Annotated in this window: 15 protein-coding genes; 11 read left to right on the top strand and 4 right to left on the bottom strand. The window is 65.3% G+C overall.

Annotated features, from left to right (window positions below):
• Positions 1 to 104: 104 nt before the first annotated feature.
• Positions 105 to 542 carry a VOC family protein gene (locus ACQPZ2_RS24970; protein ID WP_433520666.1) on the top strand — a complete coding sequence of 146 codons (438 nt, stop codon included), beginning with the start codon at positions 105 to 107 and terminating at the stop codon, positions 540 to 542.
• A 19-nt stretch (positions 543 to 561) separates the two neighbouring features.
• On the opposite strand, the gene ACQPZ2_RS24965 is transcribed toward ACQPZ2_RS24970, so the two are convergent.
• Positions 562 to 1710 carry a lipase family protein gene (locus ACQPZ2_RS24965; RefSeq protein WP_433520665.1) on the bottom strand — a complete coding sequence of 383 codons (1149 nt, stop codon included), beginning with the start codon at positions 1708 to 1710 and terminating at the stop codon, positions 562 to 564.
• A gap of 147 nt (positions 1711 to 1857) precedes the next feature.
• Positions 1858 to 2733, bottom strand: a complete 876-nt coding sequence (locus ACQPZ2_RS24960; protein WP_433520664.1) for an LLM class F420-dependent oxidoreductase — start codon at positions 2731 to 2733, stop codon at positions 1858 to 1860.
• A 164-nt stretch (positions 2734 to 2897) separates the two neighbouring features.
• On the opposite strand from ACQPZ2_RS24960, the gene bla reads away from it, so the two are divergent.
• Positions 2898 to 3806 carry a class A beta-lactamase gene (gene bla, locus ACQPZ2_RS24955; protein ID WP_433520663.1) on the top strand — a complete coding sequence of 303 codons (909 nt, stop codon included), beginning with the start codon at positions 2898 to 2900 and terminating at the stop codon, positions 3804 to 3806.
• A 50-nt stretch (positions 3807 to 3856) separates the two neighbouring features.
• Here bla and ACQPZ2_RS24950 read toward each other — a convergent pair whose 3' ends face one another.
• Positions 3857 to 4576 carry a peptidylprolyl isomerase gene (locus tag ACQPZ2_RS24950; protein ID WP_433520662.1) on the bottom strand — a complete coding sequence of 240 codons (720 nt, stop codon included), beginning with the start codon at positions 4574 to 4576 and terminating at the stop codon, positions 3857 to 3859.
• Between the two features lie 402 nt (positions 4577 to 4978).
• Between ACQPZ2_RS24950 and ACQPZ2_RS24945 the strand changes: the two genes are divergently transcribed.
• Complete coding sequence (locus tag ACQPZ2_RS24945; protein WP_433520661.1) at positions 4979 to 6721, top strand: CocE/NonD family hydrolase; 1743 nt, start codon at positions 4979 to 4981, stop codon at positions 6719 to 6721.
• Here the strand turns inward: ACQPZ2_RS24945 and ACQPZ2_RS24940 are convergent.
• On the bottom strand, positions 6718 to 8169 hold the full coding sequence (locus tag ACQPZ2_RS24940; protein WP_433520660.1) for a PLP-dependent aminotransferase family protein: 1452 nt from the start codon (positions 8167 to 8169) through the stop codon (positions 6718 to 6720). The two genes, ACQPZ2_RS24945 and ACQPZ2_RS24940, sit on opposite strands and share 4 nt — an antisense overlap.
• A 122-nt stretch (positions 8170 to 8291) precedes the next feature.
• Between ACQPZ2_RS24940 and ACQPZ2_RS24935 the strand changes: the two genes are divergently transcribed.
• The 8 genes from ACQPZ2_RS24935 to ACQPZ2_RS24900 all read left to right on the top strand — a co-directional run bounded on the left by ACQPZ2_RS24935 (position 8292) and on the right by ACQPZ2_RS24900 (position 16737).
• Positions 8292 to 9128: a nitrilase-related carbon-nitrogen hydrolase gene (locus ACQPZ2_RS24935; RefSeq protein WP_357475590.1), complete on the top strand. Its 837-nt coding sequence runs from the start codon at positions 8292 to 8294 to the stop codon at positions 9126 to 9128.
• Between the two features lie 16 nt (positions 9129 to 9144).
• Positions 9145 to 10566 (top strand): dihydropyrimidinase, encoded by a 1422-nt coding sequence (gene hydA, locus ACQPZ2_RS24930; RefSeq protein ID WP_433520659.1) that lies wholly within the window; start codon positions 9145 to 9147, stop codon positions 10564 to 10566.
• A 38-nt stretch (positions 10567 to 10604) separates the two neighbouring features.
• Entirely contained in the window at positions 10605 to 11642 is a 1038-nt protein-coding gene (locus ACQPZ2_RS24925) for a TIGR03842 family LLM class F420-dependent oxidoreductase (RefSeq protein ID WP_433520658.1), read from the top strand.
• Between the two features lie 79 nt (positions 11643 to 11721).
• The gene (locus ACQPZ2_RS24920; RefSeq protein ID WP_433520657.1) at positions 11722 to 12612 is read left to right on the top strand and encodes an ABC transporter permease; all 891 of its coding nucleotides are present in this window, start codon (positions 11722 to 11724) and stop codon (positions 12610 to 12612) included.
• The gene (locus ACQPZ2_RS24915) at positions 12609 to 13517 is read left to right on the top strand and encodes an ABC transporter ATP-binding protein (protein ID WP_433520656.1); all 909 of its coding nucleotides are present in this window, start codon (positions 12609 to 12611) and stop codon (positions 13515 to 13517) included. The genes ACQPZ2_RS24920 and ACQPZ2_RS24915 overlap by 4 nt, the downstream gene beginning before the upstream one ends.
• Positions 13514 to 14290 carry an ABC transporter permease gene (locus ACQPZ2_RS24910; RefSeq protein WP_433520655.1) on the top strand — a complete coding sequence of 259 codons (777 nt, stop codon included), beginning with the start codon at positions 13514 to 13516 and terminating at the stop codon, positions 14288 to 14290. Before ACQPZ2_RS24915 ends, ACQPZ2_RS24910 begins: the two co-directional genes overlap by 4 nt.
• A complete protein-coding gene (locus ACQPZ2_RS24905; protein WP_433520654.1) occupies positions 14287 to 15429 on the top strand; it encodes an ABC transporter substrate-binding protein in 1143 nt (380 codons plus the stop codon). Before ACQPZ2_RS24910 ends, ACQPZ2_RS24905 begins: the two co-directional genes overlap by 4 nt.
• The gene (locus ACQPZ2_RS24900; protein ID WP_433520653.1) at positions 15430 to 16737 is read left to right on the top strand and encodes an aspartate aminotransferase family protein; all 1308 of its coding nucleotides are present in this window, start codon (positions 15430 to 15432) and stop codon (positions 16735 to 16737) included.
• The last annotated feature ends 14 nt before the right edge of the window (positions 16738 to 16751 follow it).

The following is a 16751-nucleotide window of genomic DNA, read 5'->3' as shown; positions in this document are numbered from 1 at the left end:
CATTGTCCGATTCGTTCAAGATATCCGAACACCACCCGCGTTGACTGAACCATGGCCGGGGCCGAACCGCGCCGAGCTATGGTTCGAGGATCAGGAGGATCGGTATGAAAACGAATGTCCGCGCGATCACCTTGGCGGTAAGCGACCTCGAACGGTCGCTGCGCTTCTACCGTGACGGCCTCGGTCTCTCCTCACCGGGCATTATCGGCACCGAGTTCGTCCGCGACGAGCGGAACCCCGGTGGGGCGGTCGCCATGTTCACCCTCGACAACGGCCTGATCCTGTCCCTCTACTCGCGCACCGACCTGGCAATGGATGCGGGCGTCGCTCTCGACCGAGTCACCGGCTCGCCGATGAGTCTCGGCTTCTTCGCCGACTCCCGCGCGGACGTCGATCGCATCCTGCAACAGGCCGAACAAGCAGGCGGGACCATCGTCCGCCTGCCCCTGACCCGCCCATGGGGCATCTACGCGGGCTACTTCGCCGACCCCGACGGTCACCTGTGGGAAGCGGTGTACTTCGTGAAAGGTATTTCGGATTGATATCCGTTGTGCCACCGTGCTATTCGGTAGTGAACAGACCGGTGAGAAACGGGATCAGCTGGGGCCAGGAGGCTTCGACGATGCCCAGGTGGTCGGTGGGGTAGCTCTGGAACCGGTATCGGGTTCCGGAGGCGCTCAGCTGGCCCAGGAGGACGGCGGTCGAGGGGAAGGGGACGGTGGTGTCCTGCTCGCCCTGGGTGATGAGCAGCGGCTGTCGGTAGCCGGAGGTCGGTACGGCCAGGTAGCGGGTGAGTAGAGCGGTGAAGTCGGCGGTCAGCAGCGGTTTGTTCAGCAGCGCACCAAGGGACAGGCCCTGGACCTGGGCGGGCCAATTCGATACGCACGAGGTGGCCAGGCGTTCCATCGCGGCGATACCCGTTGGGGTGTAGTAGCTTTCGATATCGGCAGCAGGGTAGGCAATGCGCATGCCCTCGAGTACCGCGGCGACGTTATCGATGAAGTCATCGAGGACGGGGACGCGGGGTATGTAGGGACCGGCGAGTGCGATGGCCTGCTCCACGTTGGCGGGTGGTGCGAGCGCGGCGGTGCCACGGAAGTCGAGTTCGGGCGCGTAGGTCGGGGCGAGGGCCCCGGTGTTCAAGGCGGCGTGTCCGCCCTGGGAGACGCCCACGACCGCCCAACGCGTCGACAGGTCCGTATCGGCGGTGCGCGCGGCGCGGACGAGGTCGATGGTGGCGGTGGCTTCGGTGCGGGATTGCAGGTAGGGATGCGGTGTCGCGGCACCGGCATTCAGGCCGACATAGTCGGGTGCGACCACCGCATAGCCTCGGTCCAGCAGACGATGCAGATACGAGGCATCGGGCCGGGCCTTCATGGTGGTGATTCCGCACTGCGGGCCCAAGCCGCTGGTGCCGTGATCCCATGCGATCACCGGCCAACCCCCAGGCGGCGGTGCCCCGTTCGGGGTGAGCAGCAGTCCGGTCGCCGTCGTGGCTGCGCCGGTCGGGCCCTCGGTGACGTATTCGAGCACCGAGACCCGATCGAACCCACCCCAACCCGCTGGCTGTGCGGTCGAGGACACCAGTCCGCCCACCGTATCGGCGGCATGTGCGCCACCCGCGCCCGTTACGGCCAGTATCGCGGCTGCCAGCGCTGTGAGACCCGCCCGCAGGGGAATGCGATCGCTGTTCCGACAGTTCGCACGCATAGCTGCTCCTCTGCTCGGTACAGGATGTCAGCAGACTATCGAGAACCCGCCATCGGCGGTAGGCGAAGTCGGGTCGCTTGCCCGCATCGAGATCGGATACGGCACATGCCCTTTCGCATTGTGAAAGAGCATGTGCCGTAAGGGCGCTTAACCGAGCTCGGCCAGTTGGGTTACCGCCGGTGCCATGTCCTCGATCCACGCCGCTGGGGACCCGGTGGTCGGGATAATGATCACGGTGTGCACGCCGAGTTTGGCGTAATCGGCCATCTGACGGACGAATTCGTCGCGATTGTCCGGATTCGGACGCGGATTATTGGCCATGATGGTGATGCGGATATCGTCGAAATCGCGCCCGACATCGTCGCAATGGCGGCGCAGGACGTCGAGTTTGTGGCCGACATCCTCGGGGGCGGAACCGAAGAGATTGCAGGCGTCGCCGTACTGCGCGACCAACCGCAGCGTTTTGCGTTCGCCGCTACCGCCGATGAGCACCTTGGGCCGGTTGATCGGCTGCGGCGAGCACAGCGTCTCGGCCAGCTGGTAGTGCTTGCCGTCGAAGGGTCCGTTGTTCTGCGGGTCCCACATCTGCTGACAGATGCGCAGCGTCTCCTCGAGGCGCTCGAACCGTTCGGCGATCGGCGGGAACTGCACACCGAGGCCGCGATGCTCGCGCTCGAACCAGGCGGCGCCGAGGCCGAGTACCGCGCGGCCGCCCGACAGGACATCGAGGGTGGTGACGATCTTGGCGAGCAGACCGGGATGCCGGTAGGTCACGCCGGTGACGAGCAGGCCGAGGTTGATACGGGAGGTGTGCGCGGCCAGATAACCGAGGGTGGTGTAGCCCTCCAACATATTGGACTCGGCCGGGAGGCCGGTCGGCTCGATCTGGAAGTAGTGGTCCATGAACGACAGCCAGGTCGCACCGGATGCCTCCGCCGCGGCGCCGACCCTGGCCAACTCACCGGCAATGGCGGTGGTGCCGCCGTCGATATCGAAGATCGGTAGGTGAAAACCGAGTTCCATGAAGTGATCCCCTGGTACTAGACGATTTTGCACTGCCAACGCTATGACCTGGAGTGCACTCCAAGTCAAGTCTGGCAATGTGGAATTGTTGCCGACGCAGGAGTTCGGGTATTGATGGGATGACCACCGTAGATGGCTGACCCCGCCGCAGCGGAAGGAAGGCGATGACGCTGATACGACCGACCATCAGCCGCCGCACGCTATTCGCGGCGGCGGCGTTGCTGCCGTTGGCCGGATGCGCGACTGACGAGGGTGCTTCGCTTCCCGCGTCCATCGGGCCCACCGAGAATCACCACGATCACCTGACCGAGCTGGAGCGAAAGTTCGACGCACGTCTCGGCGTGTATGCGTTGGCCACCGGCACGGGCAGGACCATCGCCTATCGCGCGGATGAGCGTTTTGCATTCTGCTCGACCTTCAAGGGCTTGGCGGCGGCAGCCGTTCTGCAGCGTAATCCATTGTCGCACTTGGATACTGTCGTCACCTATACCGAGGCCGATCTCCTGAAGAATGCCGCCATCACCCCGCAGCATGTGGCATCGGGCATGACGATCCGCGAGCTGTGTGACGCCGCCGTCCGGCATAGCGACGGTACCGCGGGCAATCTTCTGCTCCGTGATATCGGTGGACCGGGCGAACTGACCGCGTACGCGCAAAGCCTCGGCGACACCGTCACCCGAATGGACCGAATCGAACCCGCGATCACCGAAGCTACCCCGGGTGACCCGCGAGATACCAGCTCACCGAGGGCATTCGGCACCGACTATCAGAAGATCGTGCTCGGCGACGCCCTACCGGAGGATAAGCGCGTTTTTCTGCGTGGTCTGCTCGAACGCAATGCGACCGGCGCTGGCGCCCAACGCATTCGAGCCGGGGTACCACAGGGTTGGATCGTTGCTGACAAGACGGGGACGGGCGACTACGGCACGCTCAACGACATAGCGATCGTGTGGCCGCCGAACGCTGCTCCGCTTGTTATCGCGATCATGTCCAGTAAGGCCAGCAGGGACGCCGAGTACAACCAGGCTTTGATTGCCGAGGCCGCCGCATACGTCGTCGCCACACTCGGCTGAGCGGCGGTGGCGGTGTCGCCGGAGACGACACCGCCACCAGCTCATGTCGATCAGCCCTGAGCGGTGGTCACCGAATTCAGGACGACATCCGCGTTCGGGCGACCGTCTTCGCCGCCCACGGCGCCCGCATTGGCGACCCGCGCCAGAACATCCATACCGCCGGTGATCTTGCCGAACGGAGTGTAGTTCGGCGGCAGCTGCGAATCCTTGTAGACCAGGAAGAACTGGCTGCCATTGGTGTCGGGACCGGCGTTGGCCATGGCGACCGTACCGGCCGGATAGGTGGCGCCGTCCAGGTTCTCGTTCGGGAACTGGTAGCCCGGACCGCCTGTTCCGGTGGCGGTGGGATCACCGCACTGCAGGACGAAGATGCCCGCGGTGGTCAGGCGGTGGCACTGGGTGTGGTCGAAATATTTCTGCCCGGCCAGGAAAACGAAGGAGTTCACCGTGCGCGGTGCGCGAGCGGCCTCCAGGGCGATATCAACTGTGCCGCAGGTGGTTTCCAGCTGCGCGGTGTACTTCGCGCCCGTGTCGATCGCCATCGCGGGCTCGCTGGCCCACTGCTTGCTCTCGGGCTTGGCCGAATCGGGGGCTACGCATCCGGCGACCGGTGCGCCCGGATCCGCCGAGACCCCGCCCGCCGCGAAGATCGCGAGAGTGGTGCCGACGGCGAGTACACCGAGGCCCCGTAGCAGGGCAGTCCCGACTCTGCGATGCTGCCTGATGGGCTGATGGTGGTCGAATTGCCGCACCTGCACTTCGCTGCTCACCGGTCAGGATCTCCTTCTGTTGTGTATCGCATCGGGTGATGCTGAGCGGATCATTCCATCTCGACGCTTCCAGCGGAACGAGATGCGTATTGCGACTGTGTGGCAATGGAAATCCGCGGATGTGCGGCGGGTGGTCGGTTAGCATGGCTGCGGAGGCGCATCTGATCGGCTAACTGGTTCGGCACGCATCGACTCCGGCTATGACATCGCCTCCACGGGAGGTGTATCAGCTTGTCCGGATACGTATTTCGCTGGTGTACCGCGGTGGTGTGTGTAGGCGCACTAGTGGGTGGATGCACGGCCAGCACCGAGACGAAATCGACCTCGCAAACAGGTGCCTGGCCACCCGACGATGACCGCGGCACATGTGCGGTCGACAAGCAGGCCGACGTTCCGGCAACGATGGGTGACGGCACGGTGCTGCGCGCGGATGTGTACCGCCCGCAGACCAGCGATCCGGTGCCGGTGATCCTGATGCGCACCCAGTACGGCAAGGCCGCCGCGCAGATCCAGCCCTCGCGCTATCGCACACCCGACTGGTTCGCCTCGCACTGCTACCTGGTGGTCATCCAGGACATCCGCGGTATCGGCAGCTCCGACGGCACATTCACCGAATTCGGCAATGACACCCACGACGGCTACGACTCCGTGGAATGGGCCGCGCGACTGCCCGGTTCGAACGGCAAGGTCGGCATGTACGGCTCGTCATATGTCGGTGCGACACAATGGCTGGCGGCCATCGAGACGCCGCCGCATCTGACCACGATCGTGCCCGCGAATACCGCCTCCGACTACTACGACGGCTGGACCTACGAGGGCGGCGCCTTCCGACTCGGCTTCGTCGAACCATGGGCCATGGGCACCATCGGCGCGGAATCCGCCGACCGACGTGACGACAAGGCCACCGCCGACCAGCTGCGCACGGATCTGCGGAACATCACCTCGTGGCTGAATTACCGTCCTTACAAAGACTTTCCGCCGCTGCAGCCGAATAATCCGGCCGTCGCTCCGTGGTACTTCGACTGGATCCGGAACTCTACGCGCAACGACTATTGGAAGCAGTGGAGCATCCGCGACCGCTATCCGAATGTGCGGGTGCCGGTGCTCGATATCGAGGGCTGGTACGACGCATTCCTCGCGGGCGGCATCGAGAACTTCACCGGCATGGTCGAGCGCGGCGCCGGCCCGGCACGGCAGGACCAGCGATTGGTGATCGGTCCCTGGGACCACCTCGGCTGGGGACGACCCACCTCGATGATCGCACCCCGGCTCGAGCAGCTCGGACCGGTCGGTGACAGCCCGATCAACGAGTTGATGCTGGCGTGGTTCGACCACTTCCTCAAGGGCACGGATAACGCAGTGGCGGGCAAGCCTCGTGTCGACTATTTCCTCATGGGTGCCAATCGATGGAAGTCGGCACCGGGTTGGCCGCTACCGCAAACACAATGGAAGGAATACTTCTTCGCCGACAGCGGCGCCAACGCTGTTGTCGGTCGGGTCGGCAAACTCGTCGATCACGCGCCGAGCGGGCCCGCTCCGGTCGACCGGTATGTCTACGACCCGGCCGCGCCCGCACCGAGTATCGGCGGACATTCGTGCTGCTCGGTCGGATCGGGTCCGCAGGGCCCGTTCGACCAGACCGCGGTCGAGCAGCGTTCGGATGTGCTCACCTACACCACCGACCCGCTCGGCGCCGATACCGAGGTGACCGGCCCTATTGTCGTGAAACTGTGGGCCTCGTCCACCGCGCCGGATACCGACTTCGTCGCGCGGCTGGAGGTCGTCGCACCCGACGGATCGGCCGTCAACCTCAACAATGGGATCATCCGTGCCGCGTTCCGGGATTCGTTATCGGATCCGACCCCGCTGGTGCCCGGCCAGCCCTATGCGTTCACCATCAAGATCTGGCCGACCAGCTACCAATTCAAGGCGGGCGATCGAATCCGGGTGGCCATCAGCAGCAGTGACTACCCGCAATATGCGCCGAACCCGAATACCGGCGAACCCTTCGGCGACAGCGCCCGCACGCAGCCCGCGACGCAGACGATCTTCAAGGATGCCGAGCACCCGTCATCGGTGCTCGTGCCGGTAATCCCAGCCGGTGACAATGGCGCCACCAGCTTCGATATCGAGCCCGGATCCTAGGCGCGGCGAACGCGGCGATAGGTGGGGGCCGCGGTGGTCGCGGCGGCGAGCTCGCCGGTGAGCCAGCCCAGCTCGCCGTCGGTGATCGCGGCGACGGTGATGCGCAGGTGGTCACCGTGCGGGTGATCCTCGACCTCGAAGGGGCGGCCGGGTGCGGCCTTGATGCCCGCGGCGGCCAGGGAGATCATGGCCGCGTTCTCGTCGGTGACGGGGAGCCACAGGTTGATGCCGTCGCCACGGGCGACGGCGACGCCCTTGCGAGCCAGCGCGCGGCGGAGTTCAGTTGCGCGCCTGCGGTATTCGGTGCGGGCGGCGGCTACGGCGCGGACAGCGGTGTCGTCTTCGAGCATGGTGAGCAGCAAGCGTTGGAGCAGTCGGCTGGTCCAGCCGGGGCCGAGCATGCGCCGCTCGATCATCGGATCGAGCAGTTCCGCGGGGCCGCCGACCACCGCGAGGCGCAGGTCCGCGCCGTGCGATTTGGAGTAGGAGCGTATGTGTACCGTGCGGCTCGGCAGTCGCGCGCCGAGGGAGCGCAGTGTGGTGGATGCGATGCCCGCGGAGTGGTCGTCCTCGATGACGAGAGTGTCAGTACCGGTCAGGATTTCGGTCAGTTCGCGGGCGCGTGCGGCGGTGAGCGAGACGCCCGTCGGATTCTGTGCGCGCGGCTGCAGGATCAGCGCTGCGGCGCCACGTGCCCGCTCGAGATCCGCTGGCAGTAAACCGGATTCGTCCATGCGAACCGGAAGAGGCCGAGCCCCGATCCGGGCGAGCAGGTCGAGAAAAGGTGGGAAGCAGGGATCTTCGACCGCCACCGCATCACCGAGCCGCACATGGGTGGTGAGCAGTCGATCGATGGCATCGAGCGCCCCGTCGACGACCGCGAGCCGTTCGGCGCGGCAGGGCCAATCGGTGCGCACCTTGGCGGCCAGTTCCGGCAGCACGGCCTCGCCGAGATAGTCCGCGGCGAGATCATTGTCGCGTCCATGCTCGGTGATCGCGCGCAGCGCGGCGATCAGATCCGGTAGGAGCTGCGGATCGGGGGTACCGCGAGACAGATCGATGCGGAAGGCGCTGTCCGAAGGCGGGTGCAGGCGCTGATAGCGGCCGGTAGGCGGGGTCGCGCGGGAGGTGCTGCGTTCGCCGACGAAGGTTCCGGCACGTCCCCGCGCCACGATCGCGCCGGTGGCGGCCAGCGCGCGCCAAGCCTGGTTGACGGTAGCGGGGGACACCCGCAACTCGCGGGCGACCTCACGCACGGTCGGCAGCCGCGATCCGGGTTCGATTGCTCCGGAACGTATCCGGCGGCTCACCGCGGCCGCGATTCCGGCGGGGGTGCGATCTTCGAGATCCGCGTTGAACAGGCCGGACCGAGCCGCGCCGGTGGCGGGCGCGGTGTCTCGCAGGTCGTCTGCGGGCACCTGCGGCGCGGTCGTCGGATCGAAGTTCACAGCGTCATTCTGCGTCGGGCACAGCGCCGGAACGAAGACCGGCCCCAAGGTTTACGGCTACGAAACTGTTTCCGCAATCTTGTAACACAACCGAATTGGATCTCGGTGAAGTATAACAAAGCATGGGAATCGTTCGAGCGGCGCTCGTCCAGACGAACTGGACGGGTGATAAAGAGTCCATGATCAAGGCGCACGAGGACTACGCACGCCAGGCCGCCGCACAGGGCGCCAAGGTGATCTGCTTCCAGGAGTTGTTCTACGGCCCGTACTTCTGCCAGTTGCAGGACACGAAGTTCTACGACTACGCGGAATCGGTGCCGGGGCCGACGACGGAGCGCTTCGCCGCCCTGGCAAAGGAATTGGGTTTGGTAATGATCCTGCCGGTATACGAGCAGGAACAGCCCGGGCTGCTCTACAACACCGCGGCGGTCATCGATGCGGACGGCAGCTACCTCGGCAAGTACCGCAAACACCATATTCCGCACGTCAACGGCTTCTGGGAGAAGTTCTACTTCCGGCCCGGAAATGTGGGCTGGCCGGTCTTCGATACCGCCGTCGGCAAGGTCGGCGTCTACATCTGTTATGACCGGCATTTCCCGGAGGGCTGGCGCGCCCTGGGCCTGGCCGGCGCGGAAATCGTCTTCAACCCCTCCGCGACCTCGCGTGGCCTGTCCGGTTACCTGTGGAAGCTGGAGCAACCGGCCTCCGCGGTCGCCAACGAATACTTCATCGGCGCCATCAACCGGGTCGGCATCGAGGAATACGGCGATGACGATTTCTACGGAACCAGCTATTTCGTGGATCCGGAAGGTAAATTCGTCGGAGACGTCGCCTCGGACACCGATCCCGAACTGGTGATCCGTGACCTCGATATGGATCTGATCAAGGTGGTGCGCGACCGCTGGGCGTTCTATCGCGATCGCCGCCCCGACGCCTACGGACCGATGGTGGCTCCCTGAGGCTGGTGATATCGATATGACGAAGACATTCATTCACGGCGGCACGGTGGTCTCGGCCACCGGATCGCAATTGCTCGATGTGCTCGTCGACGGCGAGACCATCGTCGCGGTCCTGCAGCCTGGCGCCACCGCATTGGGCGCGGATCTCGCCGGGTCCGCCGATGCGGTCATCGACGCGACCGGCAAATATGTGATTCCCGGCGGTGTGGACGGCCACACCCATATGCAGCTGCCCTTCGGTGGCACCGAGGCCTCCGATACCTTCGAGACCGGCACCCGCGCGGCCGCCTGGGGCGGCACAACGACCATTGTCGACTTCGCGGTGCAGAAGCCGGGGGAGCGGGTGCAGGACACCCTCGGCCTGTGGCACGAGAAGGCCGCGGGCAACTGCGCGATCGACTACGGCTTCCACCAGATCATCGGTGAGGTGAACGACGAATCCCTCAAGGGGATGAGCGAATTGGTGGCCGAGGGAGTCACCAGCTTCAAGTTGTTCATGGCCTATCCGGGTGTCTTCTACTCCGATGACGGTCAGATCCTGCGGGCCATGCAATCGGCGGGCGATCTGGGCGCGCTGCTGATGATGCACGCGGAGAACGGCATTGCCATCGATGTGCTGGTCGAGCAGGCACTGGCCCGCGGTGAGACCTCGCCCTATTACCACGGTGTCTCCCGGCCGTGGCAGATGGAGGAGGAGGCCACCCATCGCGCGATCATGTTGGCGCAGTTGACGAATGCGCCGCTGTATGTCGTGCACGTCTCGGCCAAGCAAGCGATGGAGCAGATCGCCGCCGCGCGGGCTAACGGGCAGAACGTCTTCGGTGAGACCTGTCCGCAGTATCTGTATCTGTCACTCGAAGAGCATTTGGGCGCACCGGGTTTCGAGGGTGCGAAGTGGGTGTGCTCGACGCCGCTGCGATCGAAGGCGGAGGGGCATCAGGACGAGCTGTGGCGCTATATCCGCACAGGTGATGTCACATCGGTGAGCACCGACCACTGTCCCTTCTGCATGAAGGATCAGAAGGAGTTGGGGCTCGGCGACTTCAGCAAGATTCCCAACGGGATCGGCGGTGTCGAACATCGGATGGATCTGATGTTCCAGGGCGTCAAGAACGGGCTGATATCACTGGAGCGCTGGGTCGAGGTCTGTTGCACCACACCGGCACGCATGTTCGGCATGTATCCGCGCAAGGGCGTCATCAGTCCGGGCGCCGACGCCGACATCGTCATCTATGACCCGAACGGGCACACCAGCATCGGGTTCGGCAAGACCCACCACATGAATATGGATCATTCGGCCTGGGAGGGCTTCGAGATCGATGGACACGTCGACACGGTGCTCTCGCGCGGCCGCGTGATCATCGACGACGGCTCGTATCTGGGCAGTGCCGGTCACGGCCGGTTCATCGCCCGCGAACTGTCGCAGAACCTGATCTGACCCGATTGGCCTGATTTGACCTGATTGGAGAGTGCCGCATGGATATCGGTGTGGTGCTGCAATGCACACCGCCCGCCTCGCGGGTGGTCGAACTGGCCAGACAGGCGGAGACACACGGCTTTTCGCATGTATGGACCTTCGATTCGCACCTGCTGTGGCAGGAGCCCTACGTCATCCACAGCCAGATTCTGGCCGTCACCCGCAAGGTGGTCGTCGGCCCGATGGTCACCAACCCGGCCACCAGGGACTGGACGGTGACCGCGTCGACCTTCGCGACGCTCAACGATATGTTCGGCAATCGTACCGTGTGTGGTATCGGCCGCGGTGACTCCGCGGTGCGCACCCTCGGCGGCAAACCGACCACGCTGGCGACATTGCGGGAGTCCATCGAGGTGATCAGGGAACTCGGCAACGGTCGTAGTGCCCGCATCGGCGACACCGTGGTGCGCTTCCCGTGGGCGAGTGCGTCGCGGCTCGAGGTGTGGGTGGCCGGATACGGTCCGCGCGCACTCGATCTGACCGGCGAGGTCGCCGACGGATTCATTCTGCAACTCGCCGACCCGGATATCGCCGCGTGGACGATCGCCCGGGTGCGGGCGGCCGCGGAGAAGGCGGGGCGCGCGCCCGGATCGGTGAAAATCTGTGTGGCGGCACCGGCCTACGTCACCGACGGATCCGATGCCGCGACGGCGCATGCCCGGGAACAGTGCCGCTGGTTCGGCGGCATGGTCGGCAATCACGTCGCCGATATCGTCGCGAAGTACGGTACCGACGGCGATATTCCGGACGCGCTCACCGACTACATCGCGGGTCGTCAGGGCTACGACTACAACGAGCACGGCCGTGCGGGCAATACCCATGCCGAGTTCGTGCCGGACGCCATCGTGGACCGCTTCTGTGTCATCGGCACGCCCGATGAGCAGTTGGCTCGGCTGCACGAGCTGGAGAAGTTGGGTGTCGACCAGTTCGCGGTCTATCTCCAGCACGATGCCAAGACCGCCACATTGGACGCGTACGGGGAGTCGGTGCTGCCCAGGCTGGCGCATCCGGTCACGGCGACGGCGGGTGTCGAGTGATCGCCTCGGCAGCGGCGGGGTGCTGTGAGCTGGTCGAGAGGCGTCTCGCGGAGCCGGTTCCGGTGTCGGCGGGTGATCGATGAGAGCGGGAGCTTTGCGGGCACGGCAGGTCGGCTACGCGGTCGGTGCGCTGGTGCTGGTGGTCGCGGTGTGGGAACTCGTCAAGTACTTCGTGCCCGAGCGCGGGGTGAGTGTCGGCGACACCCGGATTCTGCCGCGCACGAGCGACGCTGCGTTGCCGCACGTCTGGTCGGTCATCACCGTGCTCGGTGACAAGGACGGCGCAGGCACGGTCGGCGGAACACTGCTGCGCACAGCGGGATTCACCTTCGGGCTCGCGCTGCTGGCATTGGCGATCGGCACGGTAGTCGGTATCGCGCTCGCGGTGGTGATGCAGCGTTTCTCCTTCGTCGAGCGCGGATTGCTGCCCTACATCGTTGTCTCGCAGACGGTTCCGTTGATCGCCCTGGCGCCGCTGGTGGCCGGGTGGGGCGGGAAGATCGTCATTGCCGGTGATCCGTGGCGGCCATGGATGAGTATCGCGGTCATCGCCTCGTATCTGGCCTTCTTCCCGGTGGCGGTCGGGATGTTGCGCGGATTGCAGGCGCCGTCCAAGGCATCGGTGGAATTGCTGCACAGCTACTCCGCCAATTGGTGGGAGACATTGGTGCACTTGCGGTTTCCCGCCGCAGTGCCGCATTTTCTGCCCGCCCTGCGCCTGGCCGCCGCGGCATCGGTGATCGGTGCCGTGGTCGCGGAGATCTCGACCGGCACCGCGGGTGGCATCGGCCGCCAGATCATCGTCTTCTCCCAGCAGGCCACCGGCGACGCGGCCCGGCTCTATGCGGCTGTTCTCGCCGCCGCACTGCTCGGTGTCGCCGTGACCGCCGTCGTCGGCTTGGCAGAAGTGGCACTACGTCGTTACAGCCGTCCCGCCGGGACGCGCGGTTCTTCAGGAGGTACCCGTTGACCGGGAAAGTGGAATCGGCCACCACGGGTAGCGATGCGGCCGACGAGCAGATCCAGGCGCCGGATCCGGGTTTCGTCGTGGCGGAGGCCGAAGGCGTCGCGGCGGTCGATCTCACCGATGTCGGCAAAATCTTCGACGCGGGTTCGGTGACCGCGCTCACGGGTGTCTCGCTGAAAGTCCTTGCGGGGGAGTTCGTCTCGCTGATCGGTCCTTCGGGCTGCGGCAAATCCACCCTGCTGCGCATCATCGCCGATCTGGAACGACCGAGCAGCGGCACCGTGACCGTGCACGGCAAGTCCGCGCGGCAGGCCAGAATCGACCAGGATTACGGCATCGCCTTCCAGCAGGCGGGTCTGCTGGACTGGCGCACCGTCACGGCCAATGTCGAATTACCACTCGAGTTGCACAAGGTTCCGAAGGCCGAAAGGCGCTCTCGCAGTGCGGAGCTCCTCGAGATGGCCGGTCTCACCGATTTCGCACACCGCTATCCGGCGGAACTGTCCGGCGGTATGCAACAGCGCGTGGCGATCGCCAGGGCGTTGGCCCGTAAACCTTCGCTGCTGCTCATGGACGAACCATTCGGGGCGCTGGACGAAATGACCCGTGAACGCATGCAGGGAGAGTTGCTGCGCATCGCCGGAGAGACCGGTGCCGCAGTGGTTTTCGTGACGCACTCCATTCCGGAGGCGGTGTTCCTGTCCGACCGCGTGGTGGTCATGTCACCGCGGCCCGGCCGTATCACCGAGATCGTGCCGACCGGCGGCTGGGGCCGGGAGGCGGGTGTCAGCGGTGACGATATTCGTTCCAGCGAGGCGTTTTTCGAGGCCGTCGCCGTCGTCCGCACCGCACTGCGCGGCGGACACGAGACCGCCGACATCATCGTGGCGGGACAGGATCCGCAATGAAGACGTGGCTACCACCGGTGGTATTCGGTGTCGGCGGATTGGCGCTGTGGCAGGTGCTGACCGTCGTGGCGGGTGTGCCGCCTTTCCTGCTGCCCGCGCCGACCGCGATCGCGAAACAGTTCACCGAGAACTTCGACCGCATCGTCGATGCCGCGACCGCGACCGGTACGAACGCTCTCATCGGCCTGCTGATCGGTACGGTCCTCGGCATCGTGGCGGCCATGGTCGCGGTGCGGTTCCGGCTGGTCGAGGGGCTGTTGACGCCGCTGGCCGCCGCGGCCGCCGCGGTGCCGATCGTCGCGCTCGCCCCGCTGCTGAATTCGATGTATTCGACCACCACCGATACCCCGCGCCGCATGGTCGTGGCCATCGTGGTGTTCTTCCCGATGTTCGTCAGCACCGCCCGTGGCCTGCGGCAGGTGCCGCAGGTGCACGCCGATCTGATGACCTCGTATGCGGCGGGCGGCTGGCAGATCACCCGCACGGTGCGGTTGCCCGCGGCACTGCCCTACCTGTTCACCGGTCTGCGCATCGCGGCGCCGGGCGCGGTGATCGCGGCCATTATCGCCGAATACTTCGGCGGCCTGCAGAACGGCCTCGGCAGCCGAATCACCTCCGCCGCGGCGAATACCGCCTATCCGCGCGCGTGGGCCTATGTGGTCGGCGCCATGATCGTCGGCCTGCTCTTCCTCGCCGTCGTCCTGATTCTCGAACAACTGACCCGCCGACCCCGGACCATCCTGATCCGCGACATCTTTGGGAGATCGAAATGAGAACTGCCACAGGGCGTTTACGCGCTTGTCTCGCGCTTGCCGCATTGGCGGCGGCCGCGCTGACCGGCTGCAGCACCACCGACAATGGCTCGGGAACCACCGCAGACGGCCTGACCAAGGTCCGCCTGCAGTTGCAGTGGTTCAAGCAGGGGCAGTTCGCGGGTTATCTGGCCGCCGTGGATCAAGGCTTCTACAAGGAGCAGGGCCTGTCCGTCGAAATCCTCGATGGCGGAACCGATATCGTGCCGCAGACGGTACTGGCCCAGGGACAGGCCGATTACGCGATCGCCTGGGTACCCAAGGCGCTGGCCTCGCGCGAGGCCGGAGCGGGTATTACCGATGTGGCGCAGGTTTTCCAGCGCTCGGGCACCAAGCAGGTGTCGTTCAAGTCCGACAACATCACGGGCCCGGCCGCGCTGCGCGGTAAGACCGTCGGAAACTGGGGCTACGGCAACGAATTCGAGCTGTTCGCGGGCATGACCAAGGCGGGCATCGATCCGTCCAAGGATGTCAAGCTGGTCCAGCAGCAGTTCGATATGAACGCCTTCCTCGCCAGGGACATCGCTGCCGCCCAGGCCATGTCCTACAACGAATACGCCCAGCTGCTGGAGACGAAGAATCCAGGCACCGGGAAGCTCTACACCGCAGACGATTTCGCCACCATCGACTGGAACGACGAGGGCGTGGCCATGCTCCAGGACGCGATCTGGGCGAATTCGGAGAAGCTGAAGGATGCGAAATACCAGGACCAGACCGTCAAATTCATCGCGGCCTCGCTGAAGGGCTGGGCGTTCTGCCGCGACAATGTCGACAAATGCCGCGATATCACCGTCGCCGCGGGCAGCACGCTCGGCGCCAGCCACCAGCAGTGGCAGATCAACGAGGTCAACAAGCTGATCTGGCCCTCGCCCAACGGGATCGGCATGATTGACAAGTCCGCTTGGGACCGCACCGTCAAGATCGCCAAGGAGACCAAGAACCAGGAGGGCGTCACGGTGCTGAAGCAGGATCCCGATGCGGGCGCGTTCACCGGCGAATACGTCACCAAGGCACTGGACTTACTGAAATCCGGTGGAATCGACGTCACCGGAACGGCATTCGCGCCGCAGCAGGTGACACTGACCGAAGGCGGTAAATAGGTGGTCGATCATGTCTTCTATCCCTGGAGCGCCCAGGCGACCCTGAATCCGGTACCGATTGTCGGCGCGTCGGGGTCGTGGTTCTGGGAGGAGAGCGGCAAACGCTACCTCGACTTCTCCTCCCAACTGGTGAATGTCAATATCGGCCACCAACATCCGGATATCGTCGCGGCCATTATCGATCAGGCACAGAAACTCGCGACCATCTCGCCGACCGTAGGCAACGAGGCGCGCAGCGAACTGGCCCGGCTGATCGTCGAACGCGCACCGGGCGAGCTGAACCGGATCCTGTTCACCACCGGGGGTGCGGAGGCCGTCGAACATGCGGTGCGGCTGGCCCGCAGCTACACCGGCCGTACCAAAATGCTCGCCGCCTACCGCTCCTATCACGGCGGCACCGGCGTCGCGATCGGGCTGACCGGTGAGCCGCGCCGCTGGGGTGCCGAGCCGACCAATGTCGACGTGGTCCGCTTCTTCGGGCCCTACCCCTACCGATCCCCGTGGGGCTCGAGCACTCCAGAGGAAGAGACGACGGCGGCGCTGAACCACTTGCGCCAGGTCATCGAATTGGAAGGGCCGCAACACATTGCGGGCCTGATCCTGGAGACGGTGGTCGGCACCAACGGTGTGCTCGTGCCGCCGCCGGGCTATCTGGCCGGTGTCCGGGAACTGTGCGACGAATTCGGCATCGTGTATATCGCCGACGAGGTGATGGTCGGATTCGGCCGGGTCGGTGAGTGGTTCGCGGTCCAGGCCTTCGATGTCGCGCCCGACATCATCACCTTCGCCAAGGGCGTGAACTCCGGTTATGTTCCGCTGGGCGGTGTGCTGATGGCCGAGCGGATCGCGCAGCGCTACGACAATACGGTGTATCCAGGCGGACTCACCTATGCCGGACATCCCCTCGCCTGTGCCGCGGGCATCGCCTCGATCACTGTCTTCGAACGCGACGGCATTCTCGACCATGTGCGCACGGTCGGCGCGGATGTCCTCGGAAAGGGCCTGGCGGAGTTGGCGTCTCGGCATCCGAGCGTCGGCGAGGCGCGCGGCCTCGGGTTCTTCTGGGCGCTGGAGTTGGTGCGCGATCCACACACTCGCGAGCCGCTCATCCCGTTCGCGGCCGCTGGTTCCGGCGCTGAACCGATGAACCGGGTCACCGCTGCCGCCAAGGAACGTGGGTTGTGGCCGTTCAATGCGGGCAACCGCTTCCAGATCGCGCCGCCGCTGACCACCTCGGCCGACGAACTGCGCACGGGCTTGGAGATCGTCGACGAGGTGTTGGAGGTCGCCGACGAATACGTGGGGTGAATCGCCTGCGGTCC

Origin of the sequence: Nocardia pseudovaccinii, from assembly GCF_050942345.1 — a bacterium.
Taxonomy (GTDB): Bacteria; Actinomycetota; Actinomycetes; order Mycobacteriales; family Mycobacteriaceae; genus Nocardia; species Nocardia pseudovaccinii.
The sequence above is the reverse complement of the archived record's forward strand: the minus strand, read 5'-3'. Positions and strand labels throughout refer to the sequence as shown.

Bases quoted from the DNA above. Each gene is read 5' to 3' on its own strand.
- ACQPZ2_RS24960 (WP_433520664.1), bottom strand. From the start codon at position 2,733: ATGGAACTCGGTTTTCACCTACCGATCTTCGATATCGACGGCGGCACC.
- ACQPZ2_RS24945 (WP_433520661.1), top strand. From the start codon at position 4,979: ATGGGTGACGGCACGGTGCTGCGCGCGGATGTGTACCGCCCGCAGACC.
- ACQPZ2_RS24965 (WP_433520665.1), bottom strand. From the start codon at position 1,710: ATGCGTGCGAACTGTCGGAACAGCGATCGCATTCCCCTGCGGGCGGGT.
- ACQPZ2_RS24935 (WP_357475590.1), top strand. From the start codon at position 8,292: ATGGGAATCGTTCGAGCGGCGCTCGTCCAGACGAACTGGACGGGTGAT.
- ACQPZ2_RS24920 (WP_433520657.1), top strand. From the start codon at position 11,722: ATGAGAGCGGGAGCTTTGCGGGCACGGCAGGTCGGCTACGCGGTCGGT.
- ACQPZ2_RS24910 (WP_433520655.1), top strand. From the start codon at position 13,514: ATGAAGACGTGGCTACCACCGGTGGTATTCGGTGTCGGCGGATTGGCG.
- ACQPZ2_RS24970 (WP_433520666.1), top strand. From the start codon at position 105: ATGAAAACGAATGTCCGCGCGATCACCTTGGCGGTAAGCGACCTCGAA.
- ACQPZ2_RS24905 (WP_433520654.1), top strand. From the start codon at position 14,287: ATGAGAACTGCCACAGGGCGTTTACGCGCTTGTCTCGCGCTTGCCGCA.
- hydA (WP_433520659.1), top strand. From the start codon at position 9,145: ATGACGAAGACATTCATTCACGGCGGCACGGTGGTCTCGGCCACCGGA.
- bla (WP_433520663.1), top strand. From the start codon at position 2,898: ATGACGCTGATACGACCGACCATCAGCCGCCGCACGCTATTCGCGGCG.
- ACQPZ2_RS24925 (WP_433520658.1), top strand. From the start codon at position 10,605: ATGGATATCGGTGTGGTGCTGCAATGCACACCGCCCGCCTCGCGGGTG.